A 19,604-nucleotide genomic window follows, 5' to 3' on the forward strand; every position below is an offset into this window, starting at 1 on the left:
GAATGATCCGTTATGGCGGTAATGAGGCGGGCGGCCGATGTGCTCTGTGGTAAACCACACCCCGATGTACCGTACACTGTACGGCCTATGAGTGCTCTTCCGGATCTGGCGCGACACCCAGCGATCTTCCGTCCCGGCGATCCCCCCAGGTCCGGCCACCTGGTCTTCCTCGACGACCAGGGCGACGGCACGGCCACGGTGATCGAACCAGGCGACGACGGCCGGCCCCGCGCGCGCGAGCGCGCCGTCACCGAGATCCCCGTCGCCGACGCCGTCGCCGTGCTGGCCAGGGCCCGCGCCGACGCCGCCGCCCACCCGGCCACCCGCTTCTGGGGCGCCGTCGCGCTGGTCGCCCTCCAGCTCGTCACCCGCGGCCGCATCCTGCCCGCCGTCTCGCCCGACGGCCACGACTCCTGGCGCGCCGGCCCCCTCGACGCCGCCGACGCCCGCCGCGTGCGCGAGCTGGCCGCGGCCATGCCCGCCGCCGCCCGCGCCATCCCCGTGGGCGACCTGCTGCTGCCCGACGCCGAGCCCCTGGTGCGCGCCTTCCTCGACGCCGTGGCCGACGCCATGCCGCGCTCGCCCGGAGCCGTACGCGCCACCGGCACCACCGCCTTCGCCGCCGTCAAGCCCGTCAAGGTGCCCCACCTGCGCCCCTGGGCCGAGGAGGTCTCGGCCGGGCTCGACTCCGGCGTACGGCTCTCGCTCCGGCTGGAGGCCGACGACCTGGCCCAGGCCGAGTTCCGGGCCGTCGTCCAGGTGCACGGCCTGGCCGACCCCTCGCTCGTCGTGGACGCCGCCGACCTGTGGCAGGGCCGCGACCCCGGGTTCGGCCTGCGCGCCAGGATCGAGGTCACCCTCGCCCTGCGCCGCGCCGCCCGCTCCTGGCCCCGCCTGGAACGGCTGCTGGAGCACGCCGTCCCCGACGAGCTCGCCCTCACCGACGGCGACGTGGCGGACCTGCTGACCGGCGCGGCCGACCGGCTGGCCGCCGCCGGCGTCGAGGTCCACTGGCCGCGCTCCCTGGTCCGCGGCCTGAGCGCCCAGGCCGTCGTCGGCGAACGCGACAGCGCGCCCTCCGACCTGCCCTCCTTCCTCGGCGGCCACCACCTGACCAGCTTCAACTGGCGGCTCGCGCTCGGCGGCTCCCCGCTGACCGCCGCCGAGATGGACCTGCTGGCCGAGTCCCACCGGCCCGTCGTACGGCTGCGCGACCAATGGGTGCTCATCGACCCCGCGCTGGCCCGCAAGGCCCGCCAGCGCGACCTCAAGCCCCTGACCGGCCTGCAGGCGCTCGGCGCGGCCCTGACCGGCACGGTCGAGATCGACGGCGGGGACGAACCCGAACAGATCACCGTCGAACCCACCGCCTGGCTCGCCGACCTGCGCGACCGGCTCACCGACCCCGAACCCGTGCCGCCGCCGCCCGGCCTGGCCGCCACCCTGCGCGACTACCAGCTCCAAGGACTGCGCTGGCTGGCCAGGATGACCTCGCTCGGCCTCGGCGGCTGCCTGGCCGACGACATGGGCCTGGGCAAGACCATCACCCTGATCGCGCTCCACCTGCACCGCGCCGGCACCGGCCCCACCCTCGTGGTCTGCCCCGCCTCGCTGCTGGGCAACTGGGAACGCGAGATCACCAAGTTCGCGCCCGGCGTCCCGGTCCGCCGCTACCACGGCAACGCCCGCACCCTGGCCGACGACGGGTTCGTGCTCACCACGTACGGCACCATGCGCCTGGACGCGGCCACCCTGGGCGCCCACCCCTGGGGGCTGCTGGTCGCCGACGAGGCCCAGCACGTCAAGAACCCCGCCTCCAGCACCGCCAAGGCGCTGCGCGAGATCCCCGCAGGCGCCCGCGTCGCCCTCACCGGCACCCCCGTGGAGAACAACCTGTCCGAACTGTGGGCCATCCTCGACTGGACCACCCCCGGCCTGCTCGGCCCCCTGACCCGCTTCAGGACCCGCTGGGCCAAACCGGTCGAGTCCGGCGACGCCGACACCGCCGCCCGGCTGGCCCGGCTCGTCGGGCCGTTCCTGCTGCGCCGCCGCAAGAGCGACCCCGGCATCGCCCCCGAACTGCCGCCCAAGACCGAGACCGACCGGCCCGTCCCCCTCACCACCGAACAGGCCGCCCTGTACGAGGCCGTCGTCCGCGAGAGCATGACCCAGATCGAGAACGCCAAGGGCATGGCCCGGCGCGGCCTGATCGTCAAACTGCTGACCGGGCTCAAACAGATCTGCAACCACCCCGCCCACTACCTGCACGAATCGTCCCCCCGCCTGACCGGCCGCTCGGGCAAGCTGGAACTGCTCGACGAGCTCGTCGACACGATCGTCGCCGAGGACGGCGCCGTGCTGGTGTTCACCCAGTACGTCGCCATGGCCAGGCTCCTGGAACGCCACCTGTCCGGTCGCGGCGTCGCCAACCAGCTCCTGCACGGCGGCACCCCGGTCGCCCGCCGCGAGGAGATGGTCGCCCGCTTCCAGGACGGCCACGTCCCCGTCTTCCTGCTCTCCCTCAAGGCCGCCGGCACCGGCCTGAACCTCACCCGCGCCGACCACGTCATCCACTACGACCGCTGGTGGAACCCCGCCGTGGAGGACCAGGCCACCGACCGCGCCTACCGCATCGGCCAGACCAGGCCCGTCCAGGTGCACCGGCTCATCGCCGAAGGCACGATCGAGGACCGCATCGCCGCCATGCTCGGCGCCAAGCGCTCGCTCGCCGACGCCGTCCTGGCCTCCGGCGAGGCCGCCCTCACCGAGCTGACCGACGCCGAACTCGCCGCACTCGTGGAGCTCAGATGACCGCCGTACGCGGATTCGCCGCCTTCCCCCCGCAACGCGCCGGCGCCCGCTTCGCCACCACCTGGTGGGGCCAGGCGTGGATCAAGGCCCTGGAGGACACCTCGCTCGACCAGACCCTGCTGCGCAAGGGCCGCGCCTACGCCAAGACCGGCCAGGTCGGCCCGATCACCGTCAGCCCCGGCCGGCTGGCCGCCGTCACCGAGCACGAGTACGACACCGTCGTCCGCGTCGAACAGCTCACCGACGCCGCCTGGGAACGGTTCCTCGACCAGGTCGCCGCCCAGGCCGGGCACATCGCCGCCCTGCTCGACCGCGACGTCCCGCACGACCTGGTCGAGGCCGCCGAGGACGCCGCCGTGCCGCTGCTGCCCACCGTCGGCGACCTGGAGCCCGAATGCTCCTGCCCCGACTGGGGACACCCGTGCAAGCACGCCGCCGCCCTGTGCTACCAGGCGTCCTGGCTGCTGGACGGCGACCCGTTCGTCCTGCTGCTGCTGCGCGGACGCGGCGAACAGGAGCTGATCGAGGCCCTGCAGAACCGCGACCTGCCCGTCCCGGCCCCCGCCCGCGCGCCCGGCGGCGCGACCACCGGGCCGGACGCCTCCGGCGGGGTGCCCGCCGCGCAGGCGTTCGCGCTCGGCGAGCCGCCGCTGCCCGAACCGCCCCCGCGCGAGGCCGCCTTCACCCCCCTCGCCCTCGACCCCGCACCCGGCGTGGACGTCGCCGCCCTGGCCGTGCTGGCCGCCTCCGCCGCCGGCCGCGCCCGCCAGCTCCTGCTGCACGGCCACCTGGAACCGCTGACCGAGTACCAGGACCGCGTCCGCCTGGCCGCCGAGCACGACCTCGACCTCGGCCTGGACGCCGCCGTCCAGGCCTGGCGGTACGGCGGCGCCCCCGGGCTCGACGTGCTCGAAACCCCCTGGACCCCGGCCCGCCAGGACCTGGCCAGAGCCCAGGCGCTGCTGCAGTCCGGCTGGGACGGCGACCCGCCGCCCCAGCTGGAGACCTGGCGCAACCGCTGGACCCTCGGCCCCCGCCAGATCCGCTACGGCCGCGACGGCCGCTGGTACCCCTTCACCGAGCACGACGGCCACTGGTGGCCCGCCGGCCCGCCGGAACGCGACCCGTCCACCCTGCTCACCTGATCCCGGCAGGCGCGAACGGCGTCAGGGGGCCGACTCCTCGGCCTCGCCCGCCGCGGCGACCACGGCCAGCAGCCGGTCGAGGTCGCCCGGCCGGGCGTGCGGGTTGAGCAGGGTGAGCTTGAGCCGGACCCGGCCCGGGCCCGTCCCCGGCAGCTCGGTCCGGCCCACCACCGCCCTGCCCTCCCGCAGCAGCCTGCGCCGCAGCCCCGCGTTCACCTCGTCCGAACGCGCCGGATCGGCCGGCACGTACCGGAACAGCAACGCGGTCAGCACCGGATCGGCGTGCAGCTCCAGCCGCCGATGGGCGCGCACCGCCGCCGCGCCGTGCCGGGCCAGGTCGTGGCAGGCGTCCACCAGGCGGCCCAGCCCCGACCGGCCCAGCGTGCGCAGCGTCACCAGGATCTTGAACGCGTCGGCCCGGCGCGTGGTGCGCAACGACAACCCCAGCAGGCTCGGGTAACCGGCCTCCTCGTCGTCGGCCGGGTTGAGGTAGGCCGCCCGCCGGGCCAGCGAGGCGTACGTCTCGGCCCGGCGCACCAGGAACACCCCGGCCGCGGCCGGCTGCCAGCCGAGCTTGTGCCAGTCCAGCGACACCGAGTCGGCCAGCGCGAGACCGTCCAGGAGCGGGGCCAGCCGGTCCGACAGCAGCGCGCCACCGCCGTAGGCGGCATCGACGTGCAGCCAGGCGCCGTGCTCGGCGGCCAGCGACGCGCACGCGCGCAACGGGTCGATCGCCCCGGTGTCCGTGGTGCCCGCCGTGGCCACCACCGCCACCGGCAACTCACCGCGCCCGGCGCTCGCCCGCAACACCCCGGCCAGCGCGGCGGCCTCCATCCGCAGCTCCCGGTCGACCGGGACGGCGAGGACCGCGTCCTCACCCAGCCCGAGCAGCGCCGCGGCCCGCCGCGTGGAGAAGTGCGCGGCCTCGGAGGCGAAGATCCGCAGCCGCGGGCCCCCGCCCGGCAGGCCCGACAGCTCCGCCCGGACGCCCGCCGACCGGCCCACCGCCAGATCCCTGGCCAGCATCAGGCCCATCAGGTTGGACTCGGTGCCGCCCGAGGTCAGCACGCCGGCCGCGGCCGCCCCGAACCCCACCAGCCCGGCCAGCTCGGCCAGCAGCGCCGTCTCCAGCGCGGTCGCGGCCGGCGCCTGGTCCCAGGAGTCCAGCGACGGGTTGAGCGCCGAGACCGCCAGATCGGCCGCCACCGCCACCGCCAGCGGCGGACAGTGCAGGTGCGCCGCGCAGAACGGATCGGCCGGATCAGCGCTCCCGTAGGCCAGCAGCTCGGTCAGCGCCCCCAGCCGCTCCCCCTCCGGCGCGAACGCCCGCGCCACCTCGGCGGCCAGCTCCTGGGGCGTGCGGGCGGGCAGCGGGCCGCCGCGCCGCCGCGCGCCCTCGGCCAGGGCGGCCAGCACGTCCCGCAGCAGCGGCTCCAGCGCGGCCGCCCCGCCCACGCCGCCGGACAGGGCCGGGTCCTTCGTCGCATCATTCATCCGGCCACTGTGCGGCACCGACGGCGCCGCGGCCGGCGGACACCGCGATGGAACGCCATGGAACGCCCCTGAGGACAGGAACCCCGCCGACCACAAGGAGACCCGCATGCGACACCCGCTCCGGATCGTGTCCGCCCTGGGCGTGGCACTGGCCCTCGGCCTCGTCCCCGCCGCCGCGCAAGCCGCCACCCCGGTCCACGTCAAGGAGGCCGAACAGAGCAAATGCCTCGACATCCGGACCGAGGACGACATCTTCGTCCCCGGCGCCCGGCTGCAGCGCTTCACCTGCCACGACGTCAACGAGCAGCGGTGGGAGATCGTCCCGCTGGCCGGCGACTCGTTCGTGCTGCGCAACCCGCTGACCAGGCTCTGCGTGGCGGCCGACGCGGCCGGCTTCGGCGCGCAGGTGGTGGAACGGGCCTGCGGCGACGCCGACCCCGCCGTCCGCTGGTTCACGCTGGGCGGGGTGCCGTTCGTCAAGGGGTCGGGGTTCAACCAGATCCGCTCGTCCCTGGCGCCGGGAAGCTGCCTGGACACCCTGGACACCTTCGTCAAGATCTTCCCCTGCTCGCCGGGGCTGACCAACAAGGCACAGCTGTGGGCCGCGGTCTGACCCCGCGCTCTGACCGGGCGCTCAGGCCGGCGGCCAGTTCCTGAGCACCGCGTCCAGGGCGTCCAGGGCCCTGGACCAGGAGGCGTCCACCTCGCGGGGATGGCGGCGGAACCCGCCGGCCATCTCCAGCGTCACGTAACCGTGCAGCGTGCTGCTCAGCATGCGCAGCGCGTCGGTCTGGTCGGGCTCGGCCAGGTCGTAGCCGCGCAGGACGGCCCGCGTCAGCTCCGCGTGCCGGCGGCCCGCGGAGACGTCCAGCGACTCGGAGTCCAGCTCCAGCTGGGTGGCGGCGTACCGGCCCGGATGCTCCTTGGCGTAGGTGCGGTAGGCCGCGGCGAAGGGCACCAGCGCCTCCTTGCCCGACCGGCCGGCCAGCGCGGCGGCGGCCCGGTCGGCCATCTCGCCCAGGGCCAGCTCGGCCACCCTGACCCGCAGCTCCCGGATGTCCTTGACGTGCGCGTACAGGGCCGCGGGCTTGACGCCGAAACCGCGGGCGAGCGCGGAGACGGTCACGTTCTGGAAGCCGACCTCGTCGGCCAGGTCCGCGGCCGCCCTGGTCAGGCGGTCGACGGTCACTCCCGCGCGGGCCACGGCAGCACCCCTTCTTACAGCCTTTAAGTATTTGCATACTACCGTTAAGAAAAGCTAGCCTCCACACTCATGAGACCCCTGACCGAACACGACATCCGCACGTCGTTCATCAACTGCTCCAAAGGCGAGGCCAAACGCGCCGGCCTGCCCCGCGACCTGGCCGACCTGCCCTGGGACGACCTCGACTTCCTCGGCTGGCGGGATCCCGGCGCCCCCGAGCGCGCCTACCTGGTGGCCGAGGCCGACGGCTCCCTGGTCGGCGTCGCCCTGCGGGTCACCTCCGGCGCCTCGCGCTCCTTCACCGCGCGCAGCATGTGCTCCTTCTGCCTGACCACGCACACCGGCGGCGGCGTCGCCCTGATGACCGCCCGCCGCACCGGCGAGCCCGGCCGCCAGGGCAACACCGTCGGGCAGTACCTGTGCGCCGACCTGGCCTGCCCCCTCTACCTGCGCGGCAAGAAGGAGGCCGCGGGCGCCGGCGTCGTGGACGAGTCGCTGACGCCGGCCGAGAAGGTCGCCCGCGCGAACGGCAACGTGCGCGCCTTCCTGGACAAGGTGGCCGCCTGACCCGCCCGCTACTCGTCGTCCCAGGCCATCGAGCTCATCCGCCACCCGGCGGGCGTCCGGACGAACTGGGTGGTCTTGCGGCCCCCGCCCGCGAACCGCACGCCGTCCCGGACGCCGGACTTGCGGTAGTCGCTGAACCGCTGGGCGACCGACCCGAAGATCTCGGTGCGCTCGGCCACCTCCCACTCGCGGAACTCCGTCAGCGTCCCGTCGGTCAGCATGCGCTGCCGGGGCTCGACGAAACCGTCCAGGTCGTGCACCACGGGCTCGGGCCCGGTGTTGTTGACGATCACCGCCTGCGGGACGAACAGCTCCCGGACCGCGCCGACGTCCGCGCGGCGCCCGTCGGTGTTGGTGAAGGCGTCCAGGAAGGCAGCCATCAGCCGGTCGAGCTCGGCCTTGACGCCGCCGGCGGGCGCGTCGCCGGCCAGCAGCGACCAGACCTCGCTGTCGTGCCGTTCGCCCCGGTGGGGGAAACGGCTGCGCAGCACGCCGTCGCGGGTCATGCCGAGCCGGCGCGCGACCGCGATGCTGCGCGTGTTGCCCGGTGAGACCCACCACTCCACGCGCGCCATGCCGCGCTCGGCGAACGCCCAGTCGATCAGCAGCCGGCAGGCCCGGGTCACCAGCCCCCGGCCCTCGCCGGCCGGCTCCAGCCAGCAGCCGATCTCGCACACCCCCGAGACCGCCTCGAACCGGGTGAACATCACGCCGCCGACCAGCGTGCCGGCCAGCCAGATCCCGTAGATGCGGGCGCCGTCGGCGGCCTGGTCGTCGGCGTAGCGCTGCAGGACGGCCGTCGCCGAGGCCAGGTCGGTGCTGCGCTCGGCCCACGGGATCCACGGGTCCACCGACGGGCGGGCCCGGTCGATGTGATCGAGGAACTCCTGGGCCCGCCAGGGCTCCAGCGGGCGGAGCTCGGCCTCGTCGCCGAGCGGAAGTGCGAACACGGACACCGTCCCAAGGTACGTAACGAGCGTTCGGTATGTAAGGTAGCAGCATGCCGCCCGCCGCAGGAGACCGTGAAGCCCGCCGTGAGGACGTCTCGCAGGCGGTCTGGCAGGTGCTGGCCGACAAGGGGTTCGGCGGGCTGACGCTGCGCGCCGTCGCCGCCGCCATGGGCGTGTCGACCGGCCTGCTCATGCACTACTTCCCCACCAAGCGGGCCCTGGTCGGGCACGCGCTCGACCTGCTGGAGCGGCGCACGGCCGCCCGCCCCCGCCGCGAGCCCCCCGCCGCCGGCCTGGCGGCGCTCAGGGCCGCGCTGCTCGACATCCTGCCGCTGGGCCCGGCCGACGTCGCCCGCAACCGCATCTGGGTCAGCTCATGGGACCTGGCCCTGGCCGACGACGACCTCGGCGCCGGTCAGGCCGCCCGCTACACCCGGCTGCGCTCGGCGCTGCGCGCGCACCTGGAGACCGCCCGCGACCTCGGCGAACTGCCCCAGGATGCCGACCCCGAACGGCTGGCGGCCGGCGCGGTGGCCTTCACCCATGGGCTCGTCGTCCAGGCACTGTTCGACCCCGGCCGCTTCCCCGAGGACGCCCAGGTCGCGTTGCTCGACGGCTTCCTCTCCTCGATCGCGGCCCGCCCTTAGCCCGTGGCGTTCAGGTCATCCCGGCGGTCGGAGGGACCTGCGACCCGGCGGGCGTCATGCCCGCGATCAGCGTCTGCGGGTCACGGATGCCGGCGAGGTGGCCGAAGCCCTCCGCGTACGCGGAGATGGCGGACTGGAGCAGGCGCAGATGGGCGCGGCACTCCTGGTCGCCGGGCCAGGACGACTCCGGTTCGCCGGGATGCGCCCGTTCCCAGGCGGTCAGCAGCGGGTGCCACTTGGACAGGAACGGGCGCAGTTCCTTGTTCAGCATCGAGATCGCGAAGTACTCCACGGTCTGCCCGCCTGGCACGGGGGCTGAGGGGCGGCTGGTCTTGAGGGCGTCGCGGGTGGTGGCGAACAGGCCGTACAGAGAGTTCATGGCCTCCCTGACCAGGCCCTCCTCGTCGTCGAGCGACTGGACGGAGACCCGGGTGACGGTCTCGACGAACAGGTGCCAGGCCACCTGGCGGCTCTCGTTGTTCACCAGGAAGGTGAGCTCGCTGAGCTGCGGCACGGTGACCTTCACCTCGGTCAGCCTGGCCGTCCTGGCATAGAACTGGACCATGATCACGGCGGCCATGCCGGCGACCGCACCGGTGACGACGAAGATCCACCGGCCGCCCGCCTCGGTCATCTCGAAGATCGCCAGGCCCACGACGGCGCCGACGAGCGCCGCCGCGAACAGCCGCACCCACCGCACCTGCATGATCGCGACGACACGTGCCTTCATCCGGGGGGTTCCATTCCTCGGCCGACTGCGACGATCAGACTTTACGGGTGATCCTCCTCCGGCTGTAGGGGGTCGGCCGTGGTTTCAGCAGACCTTCTCGTAGGGCGTGCCGGACGGCAGGTAGCGGCCCCACTCCTGCTCGGTGAGCGAGCGACCGGCCGCCGCGCAGAGCGCGGGGAACGGATCCGCCGGGACGTCCACCTTCCACTGCAGGATCGTTCCCGTGTCGTAGGAGCCGGCCAGGGTCCGGCCGTCCGGGCTGAAGGCCAGCGACGAGACGGCGCCCTCGCCGCTCTTGAACGGGTTCCCGATCGGCTTCGTCGTGGCCGCGTCCCAGAGCTGGACGCCCGCGGCGGCGTCGGTGGCCAGCGTCCGGCCGTCCGGGCTGAACTCGACGGTGGAGATGGTGCCCGTGCGGTCCTTGAAGGCGCCCCGGGGGCGGCGGCCTGCCGGGTCCCAGATCCTGACCGTTCCCTGTTCTCCCACGGTGGCCAGGAGCCTGGTGTCCGGGCTCAACGCCAGCCAGGTGACGCTGGAGCCCCCGATCGGGGCGCCGATCGGCCGCCGGGTGGCGGTGTCCCAGAGCCTGGCCGTGCCGCCTCCCACGGTGGCCATGATCCTGCCGTCCCGGCTGAAGACGATCCGGTGGAGGACGTCGCTGTGGGCCCTGGTCGGAGCGGTGACCGGACGGCGGGTGGCGAGGTCCCATAACTGGAGGATTCCCTGGCCGGAGGCGATGGCCAGGGTCCGGCCGTCCGGGCTGAACGACAGCACGGAGATGGTGCCGGCCGCCGCCTTGACGGGGGTGCCGATCCGCTGCCGGGTGGCCAGGTCCCACAGGTGCAGACCGCCGTCGTCGTCACCGACGGCCAGCGTCCTGTCGTCCGGGCTGATCGCCACCGGCCATGTGTACGGGTGCCTGGCGCGGATCGGCGGGCCGAGTTGCCTGCCGGTCAGGCGGTCCCAGACGCGGATGGTTGCGTCAGCTCCGCTGCTGACCAGGAGGTCGCCGTTGTTGCTGTACGCCAGCTGCGAGACCTCGCCCGTGTGGCCGGTGAGCGGGCCGGTGACCGGCCGCCCGGCGGCGGCGCGCCAGAGCCGGGTGGTCCCGTCCCCGCTGACGGTGGCCAGGGTTCCGCCGTCCGGGCTGAGGGCCACGCCGAAGACGTAGCCGCTGTGGCCGGTGAACGCGTCGCCCGCCGGGCGCCGGGTCGCCAGGTTCCACAGCCGGGCGGTCTGGTCCCAGCTGCCGGAGGCCAGGGTCCTGCCGTCCTTGCTGAACGCCAGGCCGGTGACGGCGCCGGTGTGACCTGCGAGAGGTCGTCCGACGGGTTTCCCGGTGGCGGGGTTCCACAGCCGGATGTCTCCGTCGTAGCCGCCGGTGGCCAGGGTCCGGCCGTCCGGGCTGAACGCGACGGCTCGGATCTCGTCGGTGTGGCCCTTGAGGGGCTTTCCGACGGGTCTTCCCGTGGCGGCATTCCACAAGCGGGCGATCTTGTCACGGCCGGCGGTGGCGAGGATCTTGCCGTCCGGGCTGAACGCCACCCCGCTGACCTCGCCGGTGTGGCCTTCGAGAGGTGGTGCGACGGGTTTCCCGGTGGCGGGGTCCCACAGCCGGGCAGTGTGATCCTGGCCCGCGCTGGCCAGGGTCCGGCCGTCCGGGCTGAAGGCCAGAGCCCACACGACGGACCGATGACCCGTGAGCGGGACCGCTGTCCTGGTGGACAGGTCCCACAGCCTGATCGTCCCGTCGAAGCCGGCGACGGCGAGGGTCCGGCCGTCCGGGCTGAAGGCCAGGGCGAGACCGCCGTCCTTGATCGGAGGCCCGGCGGGCCGGCCGGTCGCCGGATCCCACAGGCGGGTGGTGCCGTCCGTGCCGCCGGTGGCCAGGGTCCGGCCGTCCGGGCTGAAGGCCACCGCGCCGCCGTGGTAGGAGCCACTGTCCAAGGTGGCGCGCACCGGGGAGGCCAGGGCGGCCACCATGCCGTAGCGGGCCTCGGGGGTCCTGGCGAAGTGCCAGGCGGTGGCCGACAACAGGCCGGAGACGACCGGATCGCTCTCGCCGACCTGGATGCCGCGATCACTGGCCAGGTACGACAGGGCCTGGTCACGCTCGGCGTCGGCTCTGACGCGTTGGGCGTCGGCGACGTCGGCCGCGTGGACGGCCACGGCGGCCGCGACGACCGCCGCCGCGGTGAGGACGGACAACCCGGTCCACGACAGCCGCCGGAAGCGCCGGGCCAGCCGGTGCTGCCGGACGTCGTCGCCGACCAGCTCGTCCTTGGCCCGGCCGTGCAGGGTGGCGGCGAGCGTCGCCACGGCGTCGAGGAAGGCCGGGTTGCTGAGCGAGAGGTCGCTCTGGCTGCGGATCGAGCGCAGGTCCGCCCACAGGGGGACCTCGGTGAACGACGTGAGCAGCGACTCGGGCAGCGCCGTGGTCAGGGTCTCGTCGAAGTGCCCGGCCGCGTGGTCCCAGACGAGGTCGCCGCCGGTGAGCATGAGGAAGATGGGCCGTCCCGGTCCGAGCGAGCGCCAGTGCTCGATCTCCCGCCGCACCCACACCGAACGCGCCGACTCGGGAGAGGCCAGCAGGACGAAACAGCGCGAGGCGTCGAGCGCGGCCTCGATCGTCGTCCACAGTCCCGGTGACGCCGACAGGCTGCGGGTGTCGCAGAAGACCCGCAACGCCCGCAGTTTGTACCAGGGGCGGGCGAACTGGTGCAGCCCATCACGCAGAGCGGGACCGAGCAGCCCGTCGGCGGCCCGGCTGTAGGAGATGAAGGAGTCGTACGGAATCGGCGTCGAAGTCCCGCGGATGCCAGGCACGTTCACGATGATAGAGACGCGCGGCTTGAGTACCCGGTTACTCAAGCGCCCTGTTTCGCGCCTTCGCATACTGAGCTGGATGCACAGTCTGGAGGGGACGCGGAATGAGAAGCATTCGTGCGTTAGCCGCATCGTTACTGGTGCTGGCCTGGTTGGCGTATCTCGGTCCGAGCCCGGCCCAGGCGGCGACCGTGGAGGTCACCGTCAGCCTGTACCGGGTGGTCGAGCTGTCGTGCGACGAGGGCGCGGGCGAGTCCTGCGGCAACGACTACTACCCCAAATTCAAGATCGGGAACGAGGCCCTGTACGACGGCGAGGACGACTACTGCTGCGCCCACGGCCCCGACTTCCGGACCAACTGGGTCCACAAGGCCAAGGTCGACACCAGCCAGAATCCCGTCGACATCCACCTGGAACTGTGGGACCAGGACGACCTGAGCCAGAACAACGTCATCCACTGGGCCAAGAACGGCGATTACCTGGATCTCAAGTTCGACCTGGACACGTGCGTCTTCACCGGCGGCGGCCTGACCGCCGAACAGGGCGCCGGCGCCCTGACCCTGTCGGGGGAGAGCGAGACCACCGGCCCCGACTCGGCCCGCGGCTTCTTCACCATCACCACACCCGCCTGCATCACGCTGGCCAGGACCACGGGCGGCGCCGCCGACAGCGACGGCGACGGCATCATGAACGCCTGGGAGACGCCGGGCGTGGGCTACGACGTCAACAACGACAACCACGTCGACCTGGCCCTGGGCGACCCGCCGTACAACGCGCTGCCCTACCGCAAGGACCTGTTCGTCGAAGCGGACTACATGAAGGACAACGAGCCCGACTGGTTCGGGCTCGGCGACGTCGTGGACGCCTTCGCCAGAGCACCGGTCGACCCCTATCACCCCGACCCGGCCCATCCGGCGGCGACCAAATACCTGGGCGTCACTCTCCACGTGCTGAAGGACGAGGAACTGCCGAAGACGTCCAACATCCGGTTCGAGAGGTCCGATCCGGTACTCGTGGACTTCAACGAGCTGAAGAACGGCGAACCGGCCGGCCCCTGCACAGGACACTTCGGCACCCTCGCCGACCGCAACGACGGGAACTGCGCGAACATCCTGAAGGCCAAACGCGACGTGTACCGCTACATGATCTTCGCCGAGAGCTACCTCGAAGATCCCGACTCCTCGGGCAACTCCGAGTGGTACGCCGTCGGCCCGCAGGGCGGCAACGACTTCATCGTGACGCTCGGCACGTGGGGCGTCCAGGCGATCAACGACGTCGGCGGACTGAGGGCCGCCCAGGCCTCGACCTTCATGCACGAGCTCGGGCACACGCTCAGCCTGGGCCACGGCGGCGACGAGGAGGTCAACTGCAAACCCAATTACCTGAGCGTGATGAACTACGCGCTCCAGTTCCCCGACATCGACCTGACCCGGCCCATGGACTACAGCAGCACGGCCGCCGGCACCGCGCTCGGCACCACCGACGCCACCCGGCTCGTGGAGAAGCACCTGAACGAGAACCTCGGCGTGCGCGGAACGCCGCACCCCGACCGCTCCACCGTGTACGGGATCAAGGGCAAGCCCCACGTCGAGCCCGCCGGCAGCGGCCCGATCGACTGGAACGGGGAGAAGGGCAACACCGAGGGCGACATCCCCGCCGACCTCAACTACATCGAGTCCATCGGCCTGCCGGGCAAGGGGTGCAACATCCCCGATGACACCCAGACGCTGCACGGCTACGACGACTGGGCTCACCTGCAGTACAACCCCAGGCTCAACGCCGACGGCTTCAACGACGGGGTGCCGCGCAGCACGCTCCACGAGATGACGGAGGCGATGGTCCTGGCCCTGTCGCAGCAGGCCGACCTGAAGGTCACCAAGTCCGCCGACCAGGCCGAAGCCGACGGCGGGGACACCGTGACCTACACCGTGGACGTCACCGACCTCGGGCCGGGCAAGGCCACCGCCGTCTCGCTCGCCGACACGCTGCCCGACGGCACCACCCGGCAACGCCCGGTGCCCGACCTGAACAAGGACGACGTGCACACCGTCACGCCGAAGTTCGCCTACCAGGTGCCGTGCGACACGACCGACGGCACGGTGCTCACCAACACCGTCACGGTGACCGGGAAGGACACGAACGGCGTGCCCGACCCGTACACCAGCGACAACACCGCCCGCGCCACGACCACGGTGCGCGCCCCGGTGATGACGGTGAACGAGACGGCGACGGCCACGGTCAACGCCGGTGAGGCGATCACGTACACCCTCGCCTACGCGAACACCGGCGGTGGCGGCGCCTCCGACGCCGTCGTCACCGGCACGCTGCCCGCCGGCGTCTACTACAGCAAGGCGCTCGACCTGGGCGCCGGGCCGAAGCCGGACTCGGTCACGCTCAACGCCGACGGCACCAGGACGCTGGTCTGGAACGTGGGCGCCCTGCCCGCCAGGTCCGGCGAACGGACCATCGTCTTCACCGCGCGGCCGACGCTGCTGGCGACGGCGGGCACGGCGTACGCGGGCGAGGTGTCCGTGACCTACAAGAACACCGGCGGGGCGTGCACCTTCGACCCGGTCTCGGACTCGGCCACGACCACGGTCACGGCCGTTCCGCCCACCAGGGACCCGCTGTCCAAGGGCTACTGGAAGAACCATTCAGGACAGTGGACGGCCGAGTACCTGGCCCGCATCCAGGCCACCGACCAGCGCTACGACGGCGACCGGAGCGGCGCCCTGTCGGCGGCCGAGATCGACTCCGCCTTCCACGACGCCAACGGGCCCAAGACCGTGCTGCGCGAGCACGCCCTGGGCACGTACTTCAACCTGGCGACCAGGCGCGTCAACGCCGGGACGGCGATCGACTCGGCGACGACCAGGCGGCTGGGCCTGGGCACCGTACGCGCCGCGATGATCTACGCCCAGGAGACGATGGCGCTGCCGATCGACTCCGGCACCTCGGCTCGCTACAGCGACATCATCGGGGTGCTCGACGACGTCAACGCCAACAAGATCGAGGTGTACTGACCCGACCCGGACGGCCACCACGCGCGTCGCGTGGTGGCCGTCCGGGCCTCGCATCAGGTGGCCACCGAGACGACGTGCCCCGCCGAGGCCGGGTCGGCGGCCAGCTTCAGCATGCAGGCGGCCAGGTCGGCGCGGGTGGTGGAGCGGCCGCCGCGCAGGTTGAGGTCCAGGGCGGTGCGGTAGCGGCCGGTGGGCCCGCCGTCGAGCAGGCGGGAGGGGCGCACGATCGTCCAGTCCAGGCCCGAGGCGCGCAGCAGGCGCTCGGACTCGGCCAGGTCGGTGTAGGAGTTCTTCAGCAGCGGCCGCAGTATCAGGGGCTTGAGCACGTACCGGGTGAACGGGCCGTCACCGGCGTCGGCGACCATGCCCGCGGCGCTCACCAGCAGCACCCGCCGGGCCGGGACCCGCGCCATCGCCTGGAGGATCGAGCGCATGGCGGTGGTGTGCACGGTCGTCGGGCCGCGCCCGCGCGGGCCGAGCGCGATCAGCACGGCGTCCCCGCCCTTGACCGCCGACGCGACGGCCTGCGGGTCGGCCAGGTCGGCGGTCACGGTCTCGACCCGGTCGCGCAGCCCGGCCGGCAGCCGGGCGGCGTCGCGGACGACGGCGGTGACCTCGTGCCCCAGGTCGAGCGCCTGCCGGGCGAGCTCCAGCCCCGTGCGGCCGGTCGCACCGAAGATGACGAGCCTCATGTCGTGCCCTTCACGAGTAGGGTGGGTGAACACTTACTCACCCTACTCGCCGCCCGGGGTGACCCTCAGGCCAGGTTGAGCTGCCAGGAGACGCCGAAGCGGTCGTTGACCCAGCCGAACTTGGTGCTGAAGCCGTACGAGCCGATCGGCATCAGCGGCTGGCCGCCCTCCACCAGCGCCGCGTAGAGCCGGTCGATCTCCTCCTCGCTGTCGCACGCGACCCAGATCGACATCGAGGGGGTGAAGCCGAACGCGTGCCGCTCACTGCTGTCGATGCACATGTACTCCTGGCCGGCCAGGGTGAACGTGGCGTGCATGACGGTGCCCTCGGGCCCCGGCCCCTCCGGGCCGTAGTGGGAGACGGCCACCACCTTGGAGTCCTCGAACAGCGAGACGTAGAAGTTCATCGCCTCCTCGGCGTCGCGGTTCTGGAACATCAGGAACGTGGTGGTCTTCTGGCTCATGACTGGTCCTCCGTCGGTAGGTAGAAAGCGGTGGTGGCGGCGACCGCGGCGGCGGCGGTCCCGGGCGGCGCCCCGGCCTCCTCGAAGGCCGCGCCCCACGCCCGGCTGCTGGCCGTGATGTAGCGGCGGCCGTCGGCGGTCAGCTCGAAGCCGGACTTGTCGGGCATCGGCAGCCCGGCAAGATGCAGCCGCAGGCCCAGGAGTGCGAGGTCCCAGCCCACGCCGACCGCCCCTGGCCCGAACCGGCCCCACATCTCCGGCGGCACCTCGGCGGTGTGGCGCAGCTCGAACCGGGTGCCCCCGTCCTCGGCCGACAGGCGCACCTCGACCTCGGAGAAACCGGGGTCGGGCCCGAACAGCCAGCTCACCCTGAGGTAGGAGGGCGGCTCGCAGGCCAGGATCTCCCCGCCCGCGTTGCCCTCCAGCTGGTACGTGCCCCCCAGCCGCAGGTCGCCGGAGACCGGCATGAACCAGCGGGCTATGCGCTCACCGTCGGTGCAGGCGTCCCAGACGTCCGCCACCTCCGCGTCGTAGTGGCGGGTCAGGGTCACGGACTTGCGCTCGCCGTCCGTCAGCTCGCGCCTGATCCGGGATATCTCGTCAAGGCTGTCCATCGTGCTTCTTTCTTCTGCCCCGCGCCAGCTCGGTGGCCAGCGCGTCGAGGCGCTGCTCCCAGAAGCCGCGGAAACGGTCGAGCCAGAGGTCGACCTCCCGCAGCGGCGCGGGCTCCACGGCGTAGAGCCGTCGCGTGCCCTCGGCCCGCACACTGGCGAACCCGTTGTCGCGCAGCACCTTCAGGTGCTGGGAGACCGCCGGCTGTGAGACGCCGAACTCTCGCTGGATGACTGCGGTGACCTCGCCGGAGCTCTGCTCGCCGCCGGCCAGCAGCTCCAGGATCCGGCGGCGGACCGGATCTCCGAGGACGTCGAACGCGTGCACGACCTCAGTGTTTCAGGATCGACTTATATAAGTCAAACCTGGGATAGGTGGTGGCGGATGAAGTCCAGCTCCAGCAGCAGCAGGTTCTCGGCCACGTCCTCCTGGGGGGCCATGTGCGTCACGCCGCTCAGCGGCAGCACCGTGTGCGGACGGCCCGCGGCCAGCAGCGCCGCCGACAGGCGCAGCGTGTGGGCGGCGAAGACGTTGTCGTCGGCCAGGCCGTGCACCAGCATCAGCGGACGGGTCAGGCCGGGCGCGTCGGCCAGCAGCGAGCAGCGGTCGTAGGCCTCCGGATGCTCGTCGGGATGGCCCAGGTAGCGCTCCTGCCAATGGGTGTCGTACAGGCGGGGATCGGTCACCGGGGCGCCCGCCACGGCCACGTGGAAGACGTCGGGGTGACGCAGCACCGCCGCCGCCGACAGGTAACCGCCGTAGGACCAGCCGCGGATCGCCACCCGGCCCAGGTCCAGGTCGGGATGGCGGGCGGCGGCGGCCCGCAGCGCGTCGGCCTGGTCCTCCAGCGCGGCGCTCAGCTTGTCGAACCGGACCGCGCGCTCCCAGGCCGGCCCCCGGCCCGGCGTGCCCCGGCCGTCGGTCACCAGCACGGCGAAGCCCTGCTCGGCGAACCACTGCTCGATCGCGAAGCCGTCCAGGCCGCGCAGCACCCGAGCCGCCGTCGGCCCGGCGTACGGCGACAACAACACCGGCAACCGCCCCGACCCCGGCACGTGCCCGGACGGGAACAGGATCGCCGTACGCAGGTCGCGCTTGCCCAGCGACACCAGCTCCACCCGCGGCCGCAGCACCGGGACCGCGCCGTGCGAGGCGATCGTCCGGCCGCCCACGCTCACCCGCACCCCGTGCTCCTCCAGGGAGCGGCGCACCACGACCGTCGCCCCGCCCGCGCGCGTGCCGGTGTGCACGCCGGGCTCGGCGGTCACCCTGACCAGGCCCCCGGCCCTGGACCAGGTCCACAGGTGCCGTTCGGTGGGCTCCTCGCAGCAGTGGAGGAGCACGGTGTCGCCGTCGACGGCGAGCACCGCCAGCACCTGCAGGCCGGGCGGGGTCACCACGTCCTGGCCCACCATCAGGCGGCGGGTGTCGTCGCGGTCGACCGTCCAGACCAGCTCGCCCGCGGCCGTGCGCGACGGCACGCCGGGCACCAGCTCCAGCCAGGCGTCGTCGGTGTCCTCGCGCACCGGCGTGGTCGCCCCGGTGGCCGGATCGACCTCCAGGACGCGGGTGGTGCGCTGGTCGCGGCTCTGCACCAGCACCAGCAGGCCCTGGCCGGTCCACGACACCGCCGCCACGTACTCGAAGGCCGCGCGGTCCCACACCACCCGGGTGCGCCGCCCCTCCAGCGTGACCAGCCACAACGACACGTCGGCGTTGGCCGTGCCGGCCGGCGGGTAGGCCATGGTCCGCGGCGGGCGGCCCGGCTCGGCGGGCTCTGCCAGGCACCACTTCTGCACCGCGGCGTTGTCCACCCGGGCGGCCAGCAGGCGGCTGCCGTCGGGCGCCCACCAGTAGCCGCGGTGCCGGCCCATCGACTCGCCCGCCACGTGCTCGGGCAGCCCCCACGTCACGTCGGTGCCGTCGGGGACCAGCAGCGGCCGCTCCCCGACGTGCAGCGCGCCGCCGGAGACGAACGCGACGTGCTCGCCGGTGGGGTCCAGCCGCGGGTCGGAGCCGGTCAGGCCGAGCGCGGTCACCTCGCCGGTCAGCAGGTCGACGGTGTGCAGCGCGCCGTCGGCCGCGTAGACGGCCTTGGTGACGGCCGCGTCGGTGGCGTAGGCGACGATGCCGGAGGCGTGCTCACGGGTGCGCTCCCGGCGGGCGCGCTCGGCCTCCGACAGCCGCGCGCCGGACACGGGCGCGCCCGGCTCGGCCAGCAGGCGCTCCTCCCCCGTGGCCACGGTGAACGACCACAGCCGGTGCACCGGATCCTCGCCCGAGGACGACCGCAGGAAGATCACCCGCGCGCCGTCCGGCGAGATCGTGAAGTTCCGCGGGACGCCGTAGGTGAAGCGAGCCGTGCGGGCGTGCTGGCGGGGAAGCGTCAGGGGAGGCATGGCGCGATCATAGGCACGGCCCGTCGAGGCGGCGCAAGGC

The 19,604-nt window shown here is 73.1% G+C and carries 16 protein-coding genes; 6 read left to right on the forward strand and 10 right to left on the reverse strand.

The genetic code is table 11. The features are described 5' to 3' along the window. The first annotated feature begins 87 nt into the window (after nucleotides 1-87). Both ABT158_RS22895 and ABT158_RS22900 read left to right on the forward strand, forming a co-directional pair. The gene (locus ABT158_RS22895; protein WP_352356389.1) at nucleotides 88-2,811 is read left to right on the forward strand and encodes an SCO1167/SCO6262 family helicase; all 2,724 of its coding nucleotides are present in this window, start codon (nucleotides 88-90) and stop codon (nucleotides 2,809-2,811) included. Beyond that, nucleotides 2,808-3,956: an SWIM zinc finger family protein gene (locus ABT158_RS22900; RefSeq protein ID WP_352356391.1), complete on the forward strand. Its 1,149-nt coding sequence runs from the start codon at nucleotides 2,808-2,810 to the stop codon at nucleotides 3,954-3,956. Before ABT158_RS22895 ends, ABT158_RS22900 begins: the two co-directional genes overlap by 4 nt. A 21-nt stretch (nucleotides 3,957-3,977) precedes the next feature. Here ABT158_RS22900 and ABT158_RS22905 read toward each other — a convergent pair whose 3' ends face one another. Beyond that, nucleotides 3,978-5,450 (reverse strand): pyridoxal phosphate-dependent decarboxylase family protein, encoded by a 1,473-nt coding sequence (locus ABT158_RS22905; RefSeq protein WP_352356393.1) that lies wholly within the window; start codon nucleotides 5,448-5,450, stop codon nucleotides 3,978-3,980. Between the two features lie 106 nt (nucleotides 5,451-5,556). Between ABT158_RS22905 and ABT158_RS22910 the strand changes: the two genes are divergently transcribed. Further along, entirely contained in the window at nucleotides 5,557-6,063 is a 507-nt protein-coding gene (locus ABT158_RS22910) for an RICIN domain-containing protein (RefSeq protein ID WP_352356395.1), read from the forward strand. Nucleotides 6,064-6,084: 21 nt separating this feature from the next. On the opposite strand, the gene ABT158_RS22915 is transcribed toward ABT158_RS22910, so the two are convergent. Next, a complete protein-coding gene (locus ABT158_RS22915) occupies nucleotides 6,085-6,654 on the reverse strand; it encodes a TetR/AcrR family transcriptional regulator (RefSeq protein ID WP_352356398.1) in 570 nt (189 codons plus the stop codon). A gap of 69 nt (nucleotides 6,655-6,723) precedes the next feature. Here ABT158_RS22915 and ABT158_RS22920 point away from each other — a divergent pair, with 69 nt between their 5' ends. Then, entirely contained in the window at nucleotides 6,724-7,221 is a 498-nt protein-coding gene (locus tag ABT158_RS22920; RefSeq protein WP_352356400.1) for an FBP domain-containing protein, read from the forward strand. An 8-nt stretch (nucleotides 7,222-7,229) separates the two neighbouring features. Here the strand turns inward: ABT158_RS22920 and ABT158_RS22925 are convergent, their stop codons facing one another. Then, the gene (locus ABT158_RS22925) at nucleotides 7,230-8,177 is read right to left on the reverse strand and encodes a GNAT family N-acetyltransferase (protein WP_352356402.1); all 948 of its coding nucleotides are present in this window, start codon (nucleotides 8,175-8,177) and stop codon (nucleotides 7,230-7,232) included. A gap of 44 nt (nucleotides 8,178-8,221) precedes the next feature. Here ABT158_RS22925 and ABT158_RS22930 point away from each other — a divergent pair, with 44 nt between their 5' ends. Then, nucleotides 8,222-8,818 (forward strand): TetR/AcrR family transcriptional regulator, encoded by a 597-nt coding sequence (locus tag ABT158_RS22930; protein ID WP_352356404.1) that lies wholly within the window; start codon nucleotides 8,222-8,224, stop codon nucleotides 8,816-8,818. 10 nt (nucleotides 8,819-8,828) lie between these two features. Here ABT158_RS22930 and ABT158_RS22935 read toward each other — a convergent pair whose 3' ends face one another. Both ABT158_RS22935 and ABT158_RS22940 read right to left on the reverse strand, forming a co-directional pair. Continuing rightward, nucleotides 8,829-9,548 (reverse strand): hypothetical protein, encoded by a 720-nt coding sequence (locus ABT158_RS22935; protein ID WP_352356406.1) that lies wholly within the window; start codon nucleotides 9,546-9,548, stop codon nucleotides 8,829-8,831. Nucleotides 9,549-9,632: 84 nt separating this feature from the next. Further along, nucleotides 9,633-12,374 carry a toll/interleukin-1 receptor domain-containing protein gene (locus ABT158_RS22940; protein WP_352356408.1) on the reverse strand — a complete coding sequence of 914 codons (2,742 nt, stop codon included), beginning with the start codon at nucleotides 12,372-12,374 and terminating at the stop codon, nucleotides 9,633-9,635. Between the two features lie 140 nt (nucleotides 12,375-12,514). Between ABT158_RS22940 and ABT158_RS22945 the strand changes: the two genes are divergently transcribed. Continuing rightward, on the forward strand, nucleotides 12,515-15,397 hold the full coding sequence (locus ABT158_RS22945; RefSeq protein ID WP_352356410.1) for a hypothetical protein: 2,883 nt from the start codon (nucleotides 12,515-12,517) through the stop codon (nucleotides 15,395-15,397). Between the two features lie 53 nt (nucleotides 15,398-15,450). On the opposite strand, the gene ABT158_RS22950 is transcribed toward ABT158_RS22945, so the two are convergent. From ABT158_RS22950 to ABT158_RS22970, 5 genes are all read right to left on the reverse strand, one after another. Beyond that, nucleotides 15,451-16,089, reverse strand: a complete 639-nt coding sequence (locus ABT158_RS22950; RefSeq protein ID WP_352356412.1) for an NAD(P)-dependent oxidoreductase — start codon at nucleotides 16,087-16,089, stop codon at nucleotides 15,451-15,453. 65 nt (nucleotides 16,090-16,154) lie between these two features. After that, the gene (locus ABT158_RS22955) at nucleotides 16,155-16,553 is read right to left on the reverse strand and encodes a VOC family protein (RefSeq protein WP_352356414.1); all 399 of its coding nucleotides are present in this window, start codon (nucleotides 16,551-16,553) and stop codon (nucleotides 16,155-16,157) included. Further along, a complete protein-coding gene (locus tag ABT158_RS22960) occupies nucleotides 16,550-17,167 on the reverse strand; it encodes an SRPBCC family protein (protein ID WP_352356416.1) in 618 nt (205 codons plus the stop codon). The genes ABT158_RS22955 and ABT158_RS22960 overlap by 4 nt, the downstream gene beginning before the upstream one ends. Then, entirely contained in the window at nucleotides 17,154-17,492 is a 339-nt protein-coding gene (locus tag ABT158_RS22965; protein WP_352356418.1) for an ArsR/SmtB family transcription factor, read from the reverse strand. The genes ABT158_RS22960 and ABT158_RS22965 overlap by 14 nt, the downstream gene beginning before the upstream one ends. A gap of 32 nt (nucleotides 17,493-17,524) precedes the next feature. Next, nucleotides 17,525-19,564, reverse strand: a complete 2,040-nt coding sequence (locus ABT158_RS22970) for a prolyl oligopeptidase family serine peptidase (RefSeq protein ID WP_352356420.1) — start codon at nucleotides 19,562-19,564, stop codon at nucleotides 17,525-17,527. Between the last annotated feature and the right edge of the window lie 40 nt (nucleotides 19,565-19,604).

Origin of the sequence: Nonomuraea sp. NPDC001636, assembly GCF_040298265.1 — a bacterium.
In the GTDB taxonomy this organism is placed as follows: domain Bacteria; phylum Actinomycetota; class Actinomycetes; order Streptosporangiales; family Streptosporangiaceae; genus Nonomuraea.